Below are 20,698 nucleotides of genomic sequence, written 5' to 3'. Positions count from 1 at the left end.
TTTCCTATATACCTTTTATTTTTCACTCTAAGTTTAGATTTTACCAATTTAGTAATTAGAATTCAAATTTTTATTTAAATTTATAATAAAGGAGTTATATCAAAATGACTTAGTTAATAAATTAATGAAAAATATAAGGCTATTGGTAAACTTTAAATACCAATAGCCTGTTTCTAGTTTGGATTTCAATATACTATAGGGTTCCAAGTTCCAATTTCAAATAATACATTTATCAATCTGAAAACTTTTTTCTTTAATCAAGGAACAGGAATTATTTAAATTAGTATTTCTTTAAAAATTGATTTAGAAACTCTTATTAATTTGTGTTTTATTAGAGTTTATTTGAAATTTTTATGAATAACGTTTTAAATAATTCCTGTTTCCTTTACTAGCATTATTCTCATTTAATATTTGAGTAATTTCATTTTTCAACTTGGAACCCTATATTTTAACAAAAATATTTTTGATATAGTCCCATTTATTATGTTATCTAGTTAATTCATAAAGTGCTAATGCGTATATTTCAGTTGCCTTTACCATGTGATCTACAACTACATATTCATTTGGCTGATGTTCAGTTTTTAACCCATATGGGAAAATTGCTCCAAATGCTACACAATTTTTTATAGCTCTAGCATATGTTGCGCCACCAGATGATAGTGGGGTAGAATCTAGTCCTGTTTCTTCTTCATAAACTTTTCTTAACGTTTTTACTAAGAAATGATCTTTTTCTATATAGATTGGGTTTGTCCAATCATATTCTTCATATTCTAAACCAAACTCTTTTGATTTTTCAATTAAATTATTTACTAATTCTTCTTTTTTAACAGTAACTGGTATTCTTATATCTATGTATATTTTTTCTTCCTTTTCATTTAAATCTATTTTTCCTATATTAAATGTAAGTTTTCCTGAAACATCTTCACAATTTGCAAGTATGTTATTAGCATTTGCATCTTCACCTATAACATTTGCTATAAAATCTATAGCATTTGAAGATATACCTAAATTTTTGAATGCTATACATAACCTACTTATAGGATTAATTCCCTTATCACTTGCTTGTGAGTGAACGCTTTTACCTATTACAGTTATTCCATTCTCCTCTTTATATTCAAATCCTAATTTATCTAGTTCATTTTTAACATCTTCTAATTTTATACTATTATAAATAGCTTTACTTGGAACTGCATTAAATGCTTCTCCTGCTTTTAGTGTTACTGCTGAACCCTTTTCAGATTTTAATATAGCTTGTAATAATCCCTTTTCTGCATTTACACATGGGAATACACTATCTGGAGTAAATCCATAGCTTGGAATTTCCTCATTATTTTCATTATATTTAGCCATGTCTCTCCATAGCGTTTCTTCATCTGTTCCAAATATAAATCTAACTCTTTTATTAAGTTTAATTCCCAAATCTAAAAGTGATTTTAATCCATATATTGCAGCTATTACTGGACCTTTATCATCTTGAGTTCCTCTTCCATACAATTTTCCATCTATTATTTCACCGCCAAATGGTTTAACATTCCAAGCTGCCTCATCTCCTGCTGGTACAACATCTAAATGCCCTAAAACTCCAACAAGCTCTTCACCTTCACCTATTTCTGCATATCCATAATAACCTTCTTTATCTCTATAAGTTTTAAATCCCAAAGATTTACATAAATTTAATGTATGTTCTAATGAATCATTTATATCTTTTCCAAATGGACATCCATCAATTGATTCTCCTATAACACTTGGAATTCTTACACTCTCACAAATAGAATTTATCATCTCATTTTTATTTTCTTGAACTTTGGCTTTTATCTGCTCTTTCATAATTATTGTCTCCTCATTCTTTCTTTAAAACTTAAATTAAAATTCTCATTTTCAAGATCTTTCTTTATTTTTTCATTAAATTTTCCTTGTATTAAATACATTAATACTGGGATATACATATAATTTAAATATCCTCTTGCATTAAACATTAGTATCATCAATACTAATGATGCTGTTATAGATAGCACTGTAGCTGATTTATCACTTTTATTTATTAATTTAACAAACAATCCAAATGTTAATCCAATTAAAATAAGCATAGTTGAAAATCCAACAAATATTGTAAGTGATTGCATTTTTTCTGGAACTGATGGTGTTAATCCATAACTTAAAATAAATATAAATGTTAATATTCCATATCTTATATAACTGTTTCCAACTCTTTTTCTACCAAATAACAATACTGCCATAAATGTAAAAAATATAGAACCCATTAATCCCATTAAACTCATTTATTTTCTCTCCTTTTTATTATACTAATTCCTTATCCCTAAAAATCTTATATTTCCTTGGAAATTTACTATATTTAGTCACACTCTTACTTTTTCTTATAATTTTATGTATAAAAAGAAGAGAGATGATATTTATAAAAATTTATTTCTAAATTTGTAATGAACACAAATGTTATGCTTTCATTCCTATCTTCTCTCTTCTAATCATTCAAACTTCTATTTTATAGTATCATTATTCCTACTGATAAAATTAGACATGTTGCTATGAATATACAAAGTAATACTTTTCCTACAAATTTAAGCCATGTAGAATATTCAACTTTTGCTATAGCTAGTCCACCCATTATAACTCCTGATGTTGGTGTTACAAGGTTTAATATACCTGATCCAGCTGAGAATGCTGATATAACAAGTTCTGGTGCTATGTCTAATCTTTGTGCTAATGGAGCGAAGATTGGCATTGTAACAGATGCTAATCCTGATGTAGATGGTATTAAGAATCCTAATCCCATAAATATCATATATGTTATATTTATAAATGCTATTCCTGATACTCCATTTAATACTCCTACTGCTTTATCTAAAACAAATAAATCAAGTCCTGAGTTTGTCATTAAGAAAGATACACCTCTAGATACTGCAACTATTAATGCAACACCTATCATTTCTTCTGCACCTTTCATAAATGCAGATATAAGTTCTTTTTCTTTTAATCCATAAACTTTTCCTACTACTATAGACATTATTAAGAACCATATAGTTATTTCATTAAAGTACCATGCTCCTAAATATGTTCCTGTTATTGCTCCTGTATTTTCAGCAAGGAAGTTGATTCCAAAATTCTCCCATGGAACTACACCAATAACCATTACTAAGAAAGTTAAACCAAATAATGCTAAGCATATTTTCTTTCTTGTTGTAAATGTATGTTCTTCTGTTTGCTCTTTTACAAAGTGATCTTTAGCTAATTTACGTTCTTCTTCAGTCATTAATGATTTAGTTGGATCAGCTTTTACTTTTTTAGCATATCTCATTACAAAGAATATTGATATTGCTAATGTTGTAAACCATAATGCTATTCCAAGTCCTATTACTGTTCCTTGGTTTATTGATACTCCAACAGCTTCTGCACCTGCAACTGCTGCACCTATACAGAATGGATTTATTGTTGATCCTAAAACTCCTGTTCCTGCACCTAATATCATAGCTGCAACAGATGTTACACTATCAAATCCAGCCATTATCATGGTTGCTGTAATAATTACATAGAATGCTAAACTATCCTCACACATTCCCCATGCAGTACCACCAATTGATAATAAAATCATTATTACTGGTATTAAGTATATTTCTTTTCCTTTTAGTTTTTTTACTATTGCCCCTACCCCTGCATCTAGAACTCCTGTTCTAGTTACAACACCTAGGAAACCACCTATAATTATAGTACATAACGCAACATCTATTGCTCCTTTTAATGATCCGGCATTATACATGTTTATGTACTGGTTTTCTGATTCTCTTAAAACTTCAAGTGCTTTTTCTGTACCTTCATTTTGCATAGCCTCTTGCACTGCTGAATGAACAGCATCATCTCTTACACCAACCATACCATTCATAGGTGCTAATACTACATCTGATACTTTAGCTGGTATAACCTCAGGCACAAAATGAGTTAATATACCTATAACTAGTGTTAACGTTAACAATATAGTATAGGCAGAAGGAAATTGAAACTTTTTCTTTTTCATAAAGACACTCCTTTCATCCTGAAAGAATTGTTCAATCTCAAACACATAAAGCATTTTATATAAATGATATACATTTTAACATAATAAAAGTTTAATAGCTTGTCCTTTTAAATCTATTGCTTAGCTATCGTATATGTTGTTAATAAAATTGCTATTGAATATTAGACTATTTTAAAATCTAATTAATTGATAATTCCGATTTTTACTCTTATTATCTTATAATATCATTTCGAGTTTTTTCTACTTTTTTCTTTTGTGTTTTTGATGATTTTTCTTTCTTTTTTCTTATTTAATTAATATTATAATAATTTTCAGATAAAAAGTCAATTTGTTTTTAAATTTTTCTAAAAATTCCATCTTTACTTTTTATTCTTTCTTTTGAATGTATATTATGTTTTTTATGTAAGTTTTTCTTAATTTATCTATATTGCTATAAATTAACATAAAACAAAAAAATAGAGAGATTTACATCTCTCATTTATTAACTATCCTAAATATTTTTTAACTTTTTGTATGTAATTTTGAGTTTCTAATGGCAATTTATGAAAATCACTTATACTAGTAACTCCTCTTGTTGACATTGTTCCCGGTCCACAATTATACGCAGCTAATGCCATTTGTAAATTTCCATTGTACATTTGAATATAATCTTTTATATGTCTTGTCCCTGCATCTATGTTTTCAGCTATATCATAAGGATTATTAACACCATAGTGATTTATATTTTCTGGCATTAATTGCATAAGGCCTTTTGCTCCTGCAGATGAAGTAACATTAGGATTAAAGTTTGATTCTATTTTTATTATAGTTCTTATAATCTTTTCATCTACTCCATATTTTTGAGAGGCCTTTTTTATTTCATTTTCTATAGTTTTATTATCACTATTTAAATTTAAATTACTATTACCACTTAATATATCTTCTAAATTATAGTTTGGTCTTAAAACCATATTCATGATATTGTTTAAACCACTATTTCCATTATTACTTAAATTATGTTCATATTTATTTTCTGCTAAATTCTTTTCTTTCATGGCACTTAGCAAACTAGCAAATGCTATATTATAGCTTCCACCACTTTCACTATTGCCGCCTTGCATCATTTTGCTTACCATCATCATTTGCATCATTGAACTTAGCCCGTCATTACTTGTTCCATTTACACCATTTGGCATTTAATTGCACCTCCATATAAAAAAAATTATATATATTTTAGTCATTTTACATGATACTATTACTAAATTAATTATAATATATTCCTTATATAAACTTCGACATTTTTTTTCTAATCTTTATACATATCAATATGTAATTTATTAAATATATGGAATTTTGTGTTTTTTAATCGATTCTATACAAAATAAAAAAGCATGTTTTCACATGCTTTTTTTCTATAACTCTAAATAAATAACTATATGCCTTAACTAATCTATCTGTATTTTATTGATTGACTTTAAATTCTAATAAATCATAATCCTCATATGCTATCTTTTTATTTGTACTTTTTACTAATGCTAAGATTTTATAAAATCCTTTTTTAAATGGAATAAATGTGTAATAATCTTTTTTACTATATCTTTGTATTAAATTCCATTCACCTTTTTCCATTAAATAAAATTCATATATAACGTCTTTTCCACCATCACAATTCACTTTAAAATTTATACCCTCATTGCATTTAAAAATATCCTTATCATAACCTATGCTACAATTTGAAATTGGATTTCCTTCTAGTACATTAAATATCATTGTTTTTTTATAATCATATTCATCCGTACTAGCTTTATTTTTAGCCATAATATCTACTATATATTTACCTCCACAACGTGGTATAAATTTAAATTTTTTTTCTTCAAAATATTCGCTTTTTTCAACATCATGATTATTTATTTTTATATTATACTTTATAAGTGTATTTAATGTATTTTCACAAATACATTCTAATGTTATCTCATCACCAATTAAATACTTTGATTTACTATCTGTTAAGACATAATCAATTTTAGCAGGTATATATTCATAACAATCAATATATGTCATTGCATGAACATCGTACTCTCTTTTAGATCTTGAATCTCTAACTCTAATATCTATTTCATATTTTCCAACTTCTTCTGGTGCAAAATATACAGTATTACTATCGCTATAATCAATTTTTTCTGTTACTTTATCATCTTTTTTAACTACAAAACTATATTTTAAACTTGTTCCACCACTAGCAATAGCTCTTATTTCAACCGGTTCATTTATGAGTAATTGATTTTTTTTATCTAAAATAATCTCTTCTATTTTTATATTATCTATATAATCTTCTTCTATTTTAAATTTTATGCAATCTTTTACTTCATACTTCTCTTCACATTGTCTATCCTTAATATAAACCTCTAGATTATATTCACCAGATTTTGTTGGCTCCCATAAAAAATTATTTTCTTTGGTGAATTTTGTAGTATAATTTTCATTTCCATCTACAATAAATTTATATAATAAATCTCTCCCGCCAGATGCAACTACTTTTAAATTTATCTTGCTATTTATTACTTGTGGAGAACTCAAATCCGTTGTAAAACTTAAAAGTTCAATTGGTTTATATGGATATACTTTATAATGAATTAATGCTCTATCATCATATTCATTTGGTGAATACATATCTTTTACAAGACATAATATTTTATATTCACCCTTATGATTTTCTCTATAACTTACTAACCGTCTAGTTGAATAATCTTGAAGACATGTAACGTTACCCATATCATCAAACTTTAAAAACTTATATAGTATAACCCTACTTTCATCAAAGTCTGCTTCAACTTCAAAAGTAAGTTCTTCATCCACTAAAAGATCTGGTGATATACATTTTAAAGATTTTATTTCTAACTTTGATATTGGTAATACCGTAAAATTTATAGAATTAAAGTCATCAAATAAATTGCTAGAGTATATACTTTTACATTCCACAAGAAACTCCATATCACCCTTAAACTTAGGTGTATAAGATAAACTATTGTCTACGGTGTAGTCCTTAATTAAAATCCACTTTGAATTTTCTTTTATCCAATATCTATACATAATAGATGCTGAATTAGAATTTGCTGTTACTGTTACTTTTTCTCCAACTTTCACTTCATTTTTATCTACTTCAATGGACTTTATTAATTTTTCTTCTCTTTTTCCTACTATAAAGTCACTCCTTGACATATAATCAAAAGGTTTTTTACTTCCTTGAACTTTAGCCTGTACCATTATTATGTATTTTCCATCCATAATAGGTTTCCAAACTGCAAAATTATCAATGCTAAACCCTTTTATGGTTTCCCACATTCCATCATTGCCTATTAAAAATTTATATGTCAAATTTTTTTCTACTTCATTTTCTATACTAATAGTTATATCTTTGCCTTTTTCTTGAGGACTTTCTAAATTTGTAATAATATTCATTTCATTCATCTATTACGTTTCCTCCTCAATATTGTTACTTACTTCTAATTTCTAGTTCTCTCATAAAATATAAATAAAAAATTTATATTTTCATGTAATATTATAATTTATTATACTATAATTCCAAAAAATAGAAAAGTTTATTTTCTCGCTGATTTTTTATAAAATAGAACATAAATTTCTATAAATATCAAAAAGAAGACAAATTTAATTTGCTTTTTCTAAAATACTTTTTAAACTATTATAAAGCCTTTTATCATCTTCTTCTGTTCTTTTTTTATGATTCGCTGTTCTGCCTCCACCTCTTCTAACTTTTGAACTTATATGCCTTTCAAATAATAACTTATCTATGTTTTCGTTTGTGTAAATATTTCCTTTAGGATTTATTGCAAATGCATTTTTAGCCAGCACCATTGCTGCAACACCATAATCTTGTGTAATAACAATATCACTTTTTTTACACTCATTGGCTATTTTCATATCCACACTTTGAAACCCACTATCCATATATACAACCTCACCATAACTTGGTTCTAGCCTATGATTTAAATCACAATAGAATATAAGTTGTACATTATATTCCTTAGATAATTCTTCTATTATTTTCTTTCCTGGACAAGCATCTGCATCTACTAAAATTTTCATATTTTTACTCCTCAATACGTAAAATAATATTTCTAACTAATTTACAATGACTAAATTAGTGCAAATTATACTTAAATCTTTTTTAGTATATCATATAGGGTTCCAAGTTCAAATTTTAAATAGCACCTTTATCAAGTGATATTATTAAGCTTACAGTTTATTCTATTATCATGCTTGGAACCAATTAACAATTAACAGTTAACGATTAACAATGATGGTTAATATTATTCACTTCGTTCTTAATATTTATGAATAGAATTGCATAAAAACTATGTTTTTATATTGTTTTCAAACTAATTTGCTTATCAAATTATCATAAAAATTGATTCAAATAAACTGAGACTTCAGTTTTATCATTCATTGTTAATTGTTCATCGTTAATTGTTAATTTTGTATAACACTTCAAATTGCTCTTTCTCAACTGAAACATGAATAACTTAAAGTTTAGACTTGTATTCCTATATAGGGTTCCAAGTTAATATTCAAAATAATCTCTTTATCAAATGATACTATTAAGCTTACAGTTCATTTTTATTTTTATATTTGGAACCAAGTAAGAGTTAAGAGTGAAAAGTGAAAAGTTATAGTTGATATTACTCACTTTGTTCCTAATATCTAAAAATAGAAATGCTTAAAAACTACGTTTTTATATTGTTTTCAAATAATTTGCTCTGCAAATTTAATAAAAAATCATTCTTTAAAATTGGAAATCTAATTTTTACATTCATTTTCAATTTTCAACTTTCAACTTTCCATTAAATTAATTAGAATTCCCAAATTAAACAAAAATAATTGTACTTTTCAACTTCTTTTCCTATAAATAAAGAAACTTTAAGTAAAAATTTCACTTAAAGTTTCTTTTATGACCTACACGTTAAATCTATCTAATTCTTCCTTTATTCCCTTTGTCATGTTAGCAAGAATTTTAGAGTGTTCTGATACCTCATCTGTGGATGCATTCATTTCTTCACTTATTGCTGCTATCTCTTCTGCAGATGCAGAAACTTCTTCTGATACAGAAGACGCGCTCTGAATTCTATCCATAATTTCATCTTTTCCGTTTAAAATAGCTTGTCCTATATTTATATTTTTTTCTATTTTAGGTTTCATACCTTCTACTGCATTATTTATTTTATCAAACGATGTTATTGCTTTATTTATTATTTCTTCTTGTGATTTTATTTCCTCTTGAACCACTTCTGTCATTCCAACCATAGCAGTTGTTTCATTGAATACAGTAGTAAGTAATGTATTTATATCTGCTGCTGAAACTTTACTTTGTTCTGCAAGTTTTCTTATTTCATCTGCAACTACCGCAAATCCTTTTCCTGCCTCTCCAACTCTTGCAGCTTCTATTGCTGCATTTAATGCTAATAAATTCGTTTGCTCTGCTATTCCATTTATAATTACTGTAATTTCATTTATCTTATTAACATTACCTTCTACATTATTTACTTTTTCAACTAACTCACTAAATGATACATTTACATTTTTAACTGAAGTTGATACACTTTCCATCTCCTCATTGCTTTCTTTTGATAACAGATGTATATTATTACTTTCATCTCCAATTTCATTTGTTGAGTTCATAACTTCTTCTACTTGATTATTAAACTCAGATAATATGTCTACTATATTATTTATATCTTCTGACTGCTCACCTGTACCTTTTGCAACATCTTGAATTGAATTTGCTACCGTATCTGATGAACTAGCCATCTCACTAGATAAATGAGAAAGTCCTACTGCTTGTTCTTCTAGCTCCAATGTACTTTCTTTAGTCCTATTAATCATATCACTAATCGATGATTGCATTTCATTCATAGCTCTAGACATATCTCCAAATTCATCTTTTCTAGATAATAAGTTTTTTTCTAACTTTATTGTCATGTCGCCTTTAGATATATATTTCAAATGTTCTACACTATCATCTAAAACCTTAGTCATTTTACTAGTTTGTCTATATATCAAAATAATTGCTATTACTAAACACACAACTAATGATATTACCATTGTATTTTTCATTACTTTACTTACTGCTAATATTTCAGACTCTTCTATTTTTATTGACATTATCCAATCTGCATCTTCTATCATTTTATAAACAATAATATTTTTCTTACCATCTTCTTTAAATCTTCCAAATCCACTTTTCCCATTTAACATTTTTTGTATTATTTCTTCATATTCTGAACTAAACTTACCAGTTTTATCTGATAAATTTGCTACACCAATTTCTTCATTTTTGTCATCACTAGCTATAGTTGTTCCTTTCGAATCATACATAGCTACCCTGCCTGTTTTTCCTATTTGTATCTTTTCTATAATATGACTAAATTCATCTGATGATGCTATTCCAACTATAACTCCTACAACTTTTTTATTTTCCACTATTGGACTTGCATATGGAATAATCATAATACCATTATCTACTTCATTAACACTTTTTATTGGATCATTTGCTGTAGATGTTCCTTCTAATGCCATTTTAAAATAATCCCTATCTTTTATATTTACTATACTATCTGGAAAAACTAGATTACCATCAACATCCGCTATTCCAATTCTCATAAATCCATTAGAATCTGAATATTTCTCTAGTTGTTTAACCTTTTCTTCTGGTGTTAATTTAGGGTCTGTAACTTCTTTGGCTAAAGATAGATTGTCTAATATTGTAATTTTATTAAGTATTTTTTCTATAACTAAATCACTAGAACTATTTAATATCTTTTGATAATCTTCATTTACCATAGTTACCATACCTTTATCTGATATATAAATAGCTATAAATGACAATATTAGACTTATGACAACTATTATTGCAGTAAATGTTGCAATTAGTTTACTTGATATTGAATTTTTCCTTACTTTAAATTTTATATTCTTATCTTTTTTCCCCTTCATAACTTGCCTCCTTTTTATAACCATTTCTTTTAATTTTTCATTGAAAAACTTATATATTTTAAAATTTAAATCAATTTTGATCAACATTATATTTTAGCTTTAACCTTATTTTATTAAGTGAATAAGATTAAATATGAGATTGTTTTCATATATTTTAAAATTCAACTATATAATACTTATTATAATATTCGATATTATTTTCATAATTTTTAGTTATTTTTATATTTTTAACTTTTTACTATAAAATATATATTTTTTTACTTATATTTAAATTAATAATAATTAAACAACAAATTTAAAACCCTGTCAACTAAATTTGACAGGGCTAACATTTTAATTAATCTATTTTAAATTTTTCTATATTTTCCTTTAATATTTTCATCATATTTAAAAGCTCTCTAGCTGATTCTGCTACATTTTGAGATGATGCATTCATTTCTTCTGATATCGCTGCAATTTCCTCTGCTGATGCTGAAACTTCCTCTGATACAGCTGAAGCATTTTGTATCCTTGTTATTATTTCATCTTTTCCCTTTTGTATCTCCATTTCAACTTGAATATTTCTTTCTATCTTAGGTTTCATTTTTTCAACTGCACTATTTATATCGCTAAATGAGTTTATTGCATTACCAACTGTTTCAATTTGTATACTTACCTCTTCTTTTACTACTGCTGTAGTTTTAACCATATCTATAGTTCCTTTTGATATTTTATCTAAAAGTAGTGTTATATTCTTAGAAGATGATTTTGATTCTTCAGCAAGTTTTCTTATTTCCTCTGCTACAACTGCAAATCCTCTACCAACATCACCAGCTCTTGCAGCTTCTATTGCTGCATTTAATGCTAATAAATTAGTTTGCTCTGCTATATCATTTATTGCATTTGTTATAACTCCTATTTTATTTATATTTTCACTTACTAAATTTACTTTAACTTCTAAGTTCCTAAATGATTGCTTTACATTCTCAACTGATTTAACCACTTTTTCCATATCTAAATTACTATCTTTAGACATTAAATATATATTTTGATTTTCAGTTGCTACATCATTAGTAATATTTTTCACTTCTTCTAATTGTTCATTAAAATAATTCAATATCTCAACTATTTGAACTATTTCTCTTGATTGATCATCTGTTCCTTTGGCTACATCTTGAATTGATCCTGCAACAGTATCTGCTGATGAGGACATTTCTTCAGCTAAGCTTGCTAAGTTATCAGAGTATTTATTTACATCTATACTTACTCCTCTAACACCACTTACTATTTCTATAATAGATTTTTGCATCACTTGCAATGATTTTCCTATGCTTCCTAGTTCATCTCTTCTTTCTAATATTTCTAAATCAACTTCTTTTGTCATATCTCCATTTGCAATTACATCCAAATGTTTTTCTGTTTTTACTAACGAATTAGTCATTCTTTTAGTTTGTACAAATATAGTTAAAACTCCTATCGCTAGTAAACTTATTAAAAGTATACCCATCATATTTCTCATCATAACTATATTAGCTAAAATTTCAACTTCTTCAATACCAATTATCATATGCCAATCAGTATTCTTTATAGGTCCATAAGCTACAAAAACCTTATTATTATCAATTTTTGCTCTTACATATCCATTTTCATTAGATATTACCTTATTGTAAATTTCTGTATAGTTATTACTTTTTTTAGCTTCTTCTTTTATATTATTTATTAATATTTCTGATTTGTTTTTATTATTTTGAGCTATAAGTTTTCCATCATTATCAAAAATCATTATCTCTCCAGTTGAACCTATTTCTATTGAATTTGCTATATCTGATAACTTTTTAGTATCTGTAACAGCAATTATAGCTCCAATTATTTTATTATTTTCCTTAATAGGAGTAGCATATACTACAACTAATTTTTCACTATCTTTCAAATTTAAATTTTCTATTGGATTACTCATAACAGTTTTCCCATCAAGTGCATTTTTTAAATAATCACTACTTTGAATATTAGCTTCAAAGTCATTGAACGTTGTCTTTCCATTCAAGTCAGATACTCCAACTCTTATAAATCCATTATTCTTTGCATATTTTTGTAAAATTTCAGCTTTAAATTTGTTATCTATTTTGGAATCTGAAATTTCCTCATCCATAGCTAAATTTTCAATTGTATTCATTTTCTTTATCATTTGTTCATTTACCATATCACTAGATAATTTTAATATTTTAGTATAGTTTTCTCCTATAGATTCCATCATTGCTTTTTTAGATATAACAAGTACTAAAGAAGTTAAACTTATACTGATAACTGCTATAATAAGTGTAAAACTTATTATTAGACGTTTCGATATTGAACTTTTATATCCATTTTTTTTATTTCCACTTTTTGTTTTTCTCATAATATTCACTCCAATTTTCATAAAAAAACATAAGCAAATACAATTTATATTGTCTTATTAAATTTGTTCCTCATTATTGTAATTCCTTTTTTTTACATATAATAGTATTTCCCTAATATTATTATATATTTTTCAGCCAATTGATTTACTATTATTTTAATTAATTATTATATAGGGTTCCAAGTTCAAATTTAAAATAACATTTTTATCAAAAATACTACTTAAATTACATGATATTCCTATTTTTATATTTGAAACCAACTAAAAAGTAAGAGTGAAGAATGAAAAGTTATTGTTGATATTACTCACTTTGTTCCTAATCTCTAAAAATAGAAACATATAAAAAATCATTCTTTAAAATTAGAAATCCAATTTTTACATTCACTTTCAACTTTCCATTTTCAATTAAATTAATTAGAATTCCAACTGAAAAAATAATTGTATTTTTCAGCTTGAAACCCTATATAGGGTTCCAAGTTCAAATTTTAAATAATATATTTATCAATTGAAAAACTTTTTTCTTTTATCAAGAAACAGGGATTATTTAAATTAGTATTTCTTTAAAAATTGATTTAGAAAATCTTATTAATTTGTTTTTTATTTTCAAGACCTGAACCCAAGGACGGGTTCAGCGACTGCCTAGACAGGACGTCGTGTGAACTAAATTTAGAAATATGTAATTGAAAATTTAATGTATATTTTTTATAAATCAAGGAAGTAATTCGCATCAATAATGGCATTTTATTAATGTGAATTACTGACGAAGAGTTATGAAAAATAGACTAAAATTTAATTACATAGCTCTTAATTTAGTTCACTTATAGCCGTTTAGTCTTGGAAATAAAATAGCAAATTTATTAGAGTTTCTTTGAAATTTTTATGAATAACGTTTTAAATAATTACTGTTTCTTGGAATAACATTATTCTCATTTCATATTTAAATTTAATCTCATCTTCAAAATTATCTTGGAATATATTTTGATTTTGTATACTTTTCCTTTTATATGGAAATAATTTTAAATAATTATAGCTTAATTTTAAAAAATTGTCTTCAAATTGAAACATTTATTATATAAAATGTAAGTATGATATTTAAGAAAGGAGTTGTTATATATGATTTTAAAGAAGATTTCAAAATTCGTCTTAGAAGCTTTAGTTATGTGTGGTCTTTCAGCTTTATTAGGTAGTGCTGCTTTAAGTTCTGGAATAATATTGTAAATATACATTTTTATTTTACTTATGAAATATTTTACTTATATAGTTTGATACCTTAATTTTTATAAATTAAGCTAATATAGATAAAAAATAAAACTTATAAAAAGATAATATAATAACTATCTTTTTATAAGTTTATTTATTTTATATCGTTGGCTTATATATAATATTAATAGTACCATATTCACTATTTTCATTAACTATTGCATCAACTTCATAAACTTCTTTTATAAGCTTGGGTGTTAATATTTCCTTCGGATTTCCATATGCTACTACTTCACCATTTTTTAAAACATATATTTTATCACAGTACATGGCTGCTATGTTTAAATCATGAATTGCTGATATAACTTCAACATTTAAACTTTTCACAATAGACATTAATTGAAGTTGATATTTTATATCTAAATGATTTGTTGGTTCATCTAATATTAAACAATCTGTTTTTTGTGCTAATGCTCTTGCAAGAATTATTCTTTGTTGTTCTCCACCAGATAATGTTGAAAAACTCCTATCTTTAAAAGATAGCATATCTACTCTTTTTAATGAGTCTTCCATAATCTTATAATCTTCTTCATTATCTCTTTCCATAGCTTTTTTATGTGGTGATCTTCCCATAAGAACGATTTCCTTTACCGAAAAATCAAAATTATAGTGATTATGTTGTGCAACTACAGCCATTTTTCTAGCAGTTTCTTTTATTGTTAAGTCCTTTATGCTTTTATCATCTAACTTCACAATTCCGCTACTTGGCTTTAATATTCTATATATACATTTTAAAAATGTTGACTTACCACTTCCATTTGGCCCTATAATTCCAACAAACTCTTTGTTATCAACATTTATATCTATTCCTTTTAGAATATCTAAACTTCCTATGTTTACTTTAATATCTTCTGTTCTTATATTCATTGGTTATTGCCTCCAAATCCATAAGTTCTTTTTATCATTAACCAAATAAAACATGGAGCACCTATGGCTGATATTAATATACCTATTGGTATTTCAGCTCCTTTAACTATTATTCTTGATAAAACATCTGCCCATGTTAAAAATATTGCACCTACTATAGCTGCTATTGGAATTATTTTTTTATGATCAGTTCCAAATATCATTCTAACAAGGTGTGGAATAATTAAACCTACAAATCCTATCATTCCTGATGAATAAACTAATACTCCAATCATTAATGATGTTATAATTAAATAAACATGTCTATATATATGTAAATTTGTTCCAAGCGTTATAGATACTTCATCACCTAATAACATTAAATTTAAAGTTCTACTTTGTGTTATAAAAAATATAGTTCCTATTAATATTATAGGTATAATAAATATTATGTCACTCCATTTTGCCCCTGCTAAACTTCCCATAAGCCAAAACGTTATAGTTTTCATACCCTCTGCATTATTAGATATATATACTATTAAATTAGAAAATGCACTACAAACAGCACTTAGTGCCATCCCTCCTAACAATAATTTTGTAGAATTAGTTGGGCCTCCAATGTTAGATAACAATAATACTAATATTGATATCAAAAATGCTCCTATAAATCCACAAATCCCTATAGCATTACTACCAAATGCAGTTCCTACACCTAAAAGCACTGCCATAGTTGCTCCAAGAGATGCTCCTGATGATATTCCAAGTATATATGGATCTGCTAATGGATTTTTTACAACTGCTTGCATTACTATACCAACTACAGCAAGTCCCATTCCAACTGCAACTGCTAAAATTATTCTTGGAAGTCTTATAAGCCAAACAACATCATGTATAGGTCCACTACCTAATACACTTCCATCTCCTATATGAAATAATTCATAAAATATTATCTTATAAACTTCTTTTATACTTATATTTGCAGAACCTAAAGTTACTGCATAACCAATTGAAAATATTAATATGACTAACAGTATAATAGAAACACCTATATATATAGGTGTTCCTTTTAATAAGCCATTTTTCTTATCTCTTACATAAGTTTTTCTGCTCATTTACTTCTCCTATTTTGCTAAGTCAGGATATAATCCTTTAGCAAAAGCATTTATTCCATCTATAGTTCTAATTCCACTAGAATACATATCACCTAATGGTATTGCATAAATTCTCTTATTTTTAACTGCACTTAAACTTGCATATGCAGGATTTTCTAATATTTTATTTACTGCTTCTTTTGGAACATTTTCATCTCCTCTATCCATGTAGCTTACAAATATACAATCTGGATTTGCAGAAATTAAGTCTTCAGCTCCAATAGATTTACCTTCTGTTTTTACAAGTTCTGCACCTAATTTATTAATCATATCTCCAGCTAACGTATTTTCCCCATAAACACGTATATTATCTTTTCCAAATTCAATTACCATTGTTTTAACTTTTTCTTTATCTTTAACTGATTTTGATACTTCTTCTACCTTATTAGTTATTTCATCAACTAATTTTTGAGCTCTGTCTTCTACATTAAATATTTTTCCAATATTTAATATATCATCAATTTCATTTTGCATAGTGCTTTTTTCTAAAACTCCACTATTTAAGGACATATATGTATTCGTTCCATTCTGTTGCCAGTAATCTACTTCTCCTAATCTCTTTTCATCAAATAATGAATACCATCCTAATATAAAATCAGGTTTTTGCATAACAATATTTTCTTTTGATGGAGTAAATTCTTCTAAATAATTAATTTTTTTGAAAGCCTCTTCATATTCTGGTTTTACAGGATGATCAAGTCCTGCTGCTGCTACTATTTTATCTTCTAAGCCTAATGCTAATAAAGTTTCAATAGAATTTTGATATACTGCAACAACTTTTTCTGGTGCTTTTTCAAAAGTCATTTCTACTGGCTCTTTGCTATATTTATAATTTTTAATAGTTACTGGATAATTTGATTTTTTATCAGCTTCTTTTTCAGCTGATACTTTTGTATTTGATGCATTTGATGTGTCTTTAGAATTGTTAGTACCACATCCTACTAATCCTAAAGTGATAGTAGCACTTAATACTAATGCCATAAGTTTTGTTAATTTTTTTTGATTAAATCTATTCATTTTATCCTCCCGTTATATAAAAAAATACTATAATTTTAACGGATATAAGGACACTCTAAGGAATGATATATCTCTCTGTACCGAAGAGTATCATTATAGAATCTTGGCAAGTCTCCTGACTTATAGATCATTATACTAATTTTCCTTCCCAAATTCACTTCAGTGGATTAATTAAATTAGTATTCCCTAATTACAGTAGCGGTCCTGTGTGAAAATCTCATTCAACTTCCTTTTTAATTTTTCAAAACCAAGTCTATCCATATTCAATTATTTTTCATTCATCGTTAATTATATAATATATTACTTCATATTTCTACATAATATTCTATATTTAAATCCTTCAATCAGTTTAGCTTTCTAATTTTGCATTTTCCAAATTAAGTAAACTATAATTTAATAAATGAATTCTCATAATTTTTTTAATTTAACTTATATCCTTGTCCATAACTTATATTATATTTTAAATAATATAAAAGAGTGATTCCAATTCGGAATCACTCTTTTGCTAACTGAAATGTTAATCAAAATATAATGTTTAAATCTTAAATCTTTCTACTTCTGCTTTCATTTCTTTTGTCATTTCTGCTAATACTTTTGAATGTTCAGCTACTTCCGAAGTAGATGCATCCATTTCTTCACTTATAGCTGAAATTTCTTCAGCTGATGCTGAAACTTCTTCTGAAACAGCTGATGCATTTTGAATTTTAACCATAATATCATCTTTATCTTCTAAGATTGCTTGTCCTATTTCCATATTCTTTTCTATTTTAGGCTTCATTTCTTCTACAGCATTATTTATTTTATCAAAAGATACTATTGCTTTATTTATTATTTCTTCTTGTGATTTTATTTCATCTTGAACCACTTCTGTCATTCCAACCATAGCAGTTGTTTCATTGAATACCGTAGTAAGTAATGTATTTATATCTGCTGCTGAAATTTTACTTTGTTCTGCTAGTTTTCTTATTTCATCAGCAACTACAGCAAATCCTTTTCCAGCTTCACCAACTCTTGCTGCTTCTATTGCTGCATTTAATGCTAATAAATTGGTCTGCTCTGCTATTCCATTTATAATTACTGTAATTTCATTTATTTTATTAACATTGCCTTCTACATTGTTCACTTTTTCAACTAATTCTTCAAAGGATACAGTTACATTCTTAACTGAAATTGATACACTTTCCATCTCTTCATTACTTTCATTAGATAAAGTATGTATTTTTCTACTTTCATCGCCAATTTCATTAGTTGATGTCATAACTTCTTCTATTTTTTCATTGAACTCAGTAAGTACATCTACTATGTTATTTATATCATTTGACTGATTATCTGTTCCCTTAGCTACATCTTGAATTGCATTTGCAACAGTATTAGATGATGTTGTCATCTCATTAGATAACTGTGCTAAATTTGATGCATGATTCTCTATTTTAAGTGTATTTCCATTTATATTTTCTATCATTCCACTAATAGACTTCTGCATTTTTTCCATAGCTCTTGTCATATCGCCAAATTCATCTTGTCTTTTTAATATTTTTTCATCAAAATTTAAAGTCATATCTCCATCAGCTATATTATCTAAATGTAAAACTGTTTTATTTAGTACAGCACTCATTTTTTTTGTTTGATTATATACAATTAGTACTCCTGTTATTAAGAAAATTATAGCTATTATTCCCATAGCATTTCTCATAACCTTTATTCCATGTAAAATTTCATCTTTTTCTATTTGCAACGATACATACCAAGTTGTTCCTTCCATAGGACCATACACAGTAAACATTTGCTTATTATTACTATTTTTATATGTTCCATATCCATGTTCACCAGCAAGGATTTTCTCACCTATCTCTACATCAAGTTTCATACCTTCTTCTGCTGAACCTTTAACAATTCCAGGTTCTCCTACACCTTCACCATCTTTATTAGCTACAATAATTCCATTTTTATCAAAAATAGTTATACTTCCTGATTTTCCAACATTAGTTTGTGTTACAATGTCACTATACTCATTTGCAGCTGCAACTCCAACAATTGCTCCAACAACTTGATTACCTTCCATTATTGGACTAGCATATACTATTACCATTGCTCCATTATCTGATTTATTCACACTTTTCATTGGATCACTAGCACTTGCTTCCCCGTTTAATACATCTTTAAAATATTCTCTTTTTGATATATCAACCTTACTGTCTAAAAATAACAAATCTCCATTAGTATCTGTAATTCCCAATCTTATGAAATTATTTTTTTCAGCATACTTTTCTAATATCTCAACTTTATGTTGTTTACTTGTATTTTTGTCCTTTAAATCATCATCAAGTGATAAATTTTGTAAAACATTAAGTTTATTATTTATTTTTTCTCTAACAACACTACTAGCACCAACTAATAATTTTTCATAATCTTGATTAGCCATATTTATATGTGACTTATCAGAGATTGATATAGCAATCCATGCCATACTTATACTTATAACCATTATTATTGATGTAAATATAGTTACTAATTTTTTAGATATTGATTGTTTAGTTATTGCTTTCCCATCACTAGATAATTTACACTTTTTTAATTTCACCTTTATCTTTTCCATAAGCGTCCTCACTTCTTATTATTTATTAATTTAATTATCGATTTTTTTACAAATTATTTAATATTTTTTACCTGTATTTTAAAAATATTAATATTATTCCAGTTTTATTAGTATTTTTTTAATATTGTTAAAATTTATATTTTAACTTTAAAAAACCTCGTGTATTTATACACGAGGCTTCTTAAGGGATTAGTTTTATAAATATTTAATAATAGGAGTTAGTTCTTTTATTTTTCAACTTATTTCTTTTATATTATTTACATGTTTGCTTGAAAATATTCATAAATTTGATTAGTAATCTTATAAACATAATCTCTTTTAATATAATTAAGTAATATGAATATTTTTTTAACTACATTTCAACTAAATAAAAGCCCTTATAATACATTTAATCATTTAAACATATCATAAGGACTCTTTCAAATATTACTATCCATTTA

General features: G+C 26.4%; 12 protein-coding genes and 1 riboswitch. All 12 genes read right to left on the bottom strand.

Annotated elements, in window-relative coordinates; translation table 11 throughout:
- Positions 1-486: 486 nt before the first annotated feature.
- Entirely contained in the window at positions 487-1,827 is a 1,341-nt protein-coding gene (locus AC07E4_RS13645) for a M20 family metallopeptidase (RefSeq protein WP_478216681.1), read from the bottom strand.
- A gap of 2 nt (positions 1,828-1,829) precedes the next feature.
- Complete coding sequence (locus AC07E4_RS13640) at positions 1,830-2,279, bottom strand: hypothetical protein (protein ID WP_040329865.1); 450 nt, start codon at positions 2,277-2,279, stop codon at positions 1,830-1,832.
- A 221-nt stretch (positions 2,280-2,500) separates the two neighbouring features.
- Positions 2,501-4,027 carry a YfcC family protein gene (locus tag AC07E4_RS13635; protein WP_040329866.1) on the bottom strand — a complete coding sequence of 509 codons (1,527 nt, stop codon included), beginning with the start codon at positions 4,025-4,027 and terminating at the stop codon, positions 2,501-2,503.
- 485 nt (positions 4,028-4,512) lie between these two features.
- A complete protein-coding gene (locus AC07E4_RS13630) occupies positions 4,513-5,202 on the bottom strand; it encodes a lytic transglycosylase domain-containing protein (RefSeq protein WP_040329867.1) in 690 nt (229 codons plus the stop codon).
- A gap of 265 nt (positions 5,203-5,467) precedes the next feature.
- Positions 5,468-7,474, bottom strand: coding sequence for a triple tyrosine motif-containing protein (locus AC07E4_RS13625; protein WP_040329869.1), 2,007 nt, complete (start codon positions 7,472-7,474; stop codon positions 5,468-5,470).
- Positions 7,475-7,672: 198 nt separating this feature from the next.
- On the bottom strand, positions 7,673-8,110 hold the full coding sequence (locus AC07E4_RS13620) for a YaiI/YqxD family protein (RefSeq protein ID WP_040329871.1): 438 nt from the start codon (positions 8,108-8,110) through the stop codon (positions 7,673-7,675).
- A gap of 867 nt (positions 8,111-8,977) precedes the next feature.
- Positions 8,978-11,014 carry a methyl-accepting chemotaxis protein gene (locus AC07E4_RS13615; RefSeq protein ID WP_478216680.1) on the bottom strand — a complete coding sequence of 679 codons (2,037 nt, stop codon included), beginning with the start codon at positions 11,012-11,014 and terminating at the stop codon, positions 8,978-8,980.
- 337 nt (positions 11,015-11,351) lie between these two features.
- The gene (locus AC07E4_RS13610) at positions 11,352-13,388 is read right to left on the bottom strand and encodes a methyl-accepting chemotaxis protein (RefSeq protein WP_430830780.1); all 2,037 of its coding nucleotides are present in this window, start codon (positions 13,386-13,388) and stop codon (positions 11,352-11,354) included.
- A gap of 1,359 nt (positions 13,389-14,747) precedes the next feature.
- A complete protein-coding gene (locus AC07E4_RS13605; RefSeq protein ID WP_040329829.1) occupies positions 14,748-15,515 on the bottom strand; it encodes an ABC transporter ATP-binding protein in 768 nt (255 codons plus the stop codon).
- Positions 15,512-16,606, bottom strand: coding sequence for a FecCD family ABC transporter permease (locus AC07E4_RS13600; protein WP_430830011.1), 1,095 nt, complete (start codon positions 16,604-16,606; stop codon positions 15,512-15,514). The genes AC07E4_RS13605 and AC07E4_RS13600 overlap by 4 nt, the downstream gene beginning before the upstream one ends.
- Positions 16,607-16,615: 9 nt before the next feature.
- Positions 16,616-17,662 (bottom strand): ABC transporter substrate-binding protein, encoded by a 1,047-nt coding sequence (locus AC07E4_RS13595; RefSeq protein ID WP_040329830.1) that lies wholly within the window; start codon positions 17,660-17,662, stop codon positions 16,616-16,618.
- An 88-nt stretch (positions 17,663-17,750) separates the two neighbouring features.
- Positions 17,751-17,927: riboswitch (cobalamin riboswitch) on the bottom strand.
- 270 nt (positions 17,928-18,197) lie between these two features.
- On the bottom strand, positions 18,198-20,258 hold the full coding sequence (locus tag AC07E4_RS13590; protein WP_478216679.1) for a methyl-accepting chemotaxis protein: 2,061 nt from the start codon (positions 20,256-20,258) through the stop codon (positions 18,198-18,200).
- Positions 20,259-20,698 lie beyond the last annotated feature (440 nt).

Source organism: Clostridium amazonense (genome assembly GCF_056431285.1).
The sequence above is the reverse complement of the archived record's forward strand: the minus strand, read 5'-3'. Positions and strand labels throughout refer to the sequence as shown.

Coding starts and splice junctions, on each gene's coding strand:
- AC07E4_RS13620 (WP_040329871.1), bottom strand. CDS start 8,110: ATGAAAATTTTAGTAGATGCAGATGCTTGTCCAGGAAAGAAAATAATA.
- AC07E4_RS13590 (WP_478216679.1), bottom strand. CDS start 20,258: ATGGAAAAGATAAAGGTGAAATTAAAAAAGTGTAAATTATCTAGTGAT.
- AC07E4_RS13600 (WP_430830011.1), bottom strand. CDS start 16,606: ATGAGCAGAAAAACTTATGTAAGAGATAAGAAAAATGGCTTATTAAAA.
- AC07E4_RS13615 (WP_478216680.1), bottom strand. CDS start 11,014: ATGAAGGGGAAAAAAGATAAGAATATAAAATTTAAAGTAAGGAAAAAT.
- AC07E4_RS13595 (WP_040329830.1), bottom strand. CDS start 17,662: ATGAATAGATTTAATCAAAAAAAATTAACAAAACTTATGGCATTAGTA.
- AC07E4_RS13640 (WP_040329865.1), bottom strand. CDS start 2,279: ATGAGTTTAATGGGATTAATGGGTTCTATATTTTTTACATTTATGGCA.
- AC07E4_RS13610 (WP_430830780.1), bottom strand. CDS start 13,388: ATGAGAAAAACAAAAAGTGGAAATAAAAAAAATGGATATAAAAGTTCA.
- AC07E4_RS13605 (WP_040329829.1), bottom strand. CDS start 15,515: ATGAATATAAGAACAGAAGATATTAAAGTAAACATAGGAAGTTTAGAT.
- AC07E4_RS13645 (WP_478216681.1), bottom strand. CDS start 1,827: ATGAAAGAGCAGATAAAAGCCAAAGTTCAAGAAAATAAAAATGAGATG.
- AC07E4_RS13625 (WP_040329869.1), bottom strand. CDS start 7,474: ATGAATGAAATGAATATTATTACAAATTTAGAAAGTCCTCAAGAAAAA.
- AC07E4_RS13630 (WP_040329867.1), bottom strand. CDS start 5,202: ATGCCAAATGGTGTAAATGGAACAAGTAATGACGGGCTAAGTTCAATG.
- AC07E4_RS13635 (WP_040329866.1), bottom strand. CDS start 4,027: ATGAAAAAGAAAAAGTTTCAATTTCCTTCTGCCTATACTATATTGTTA.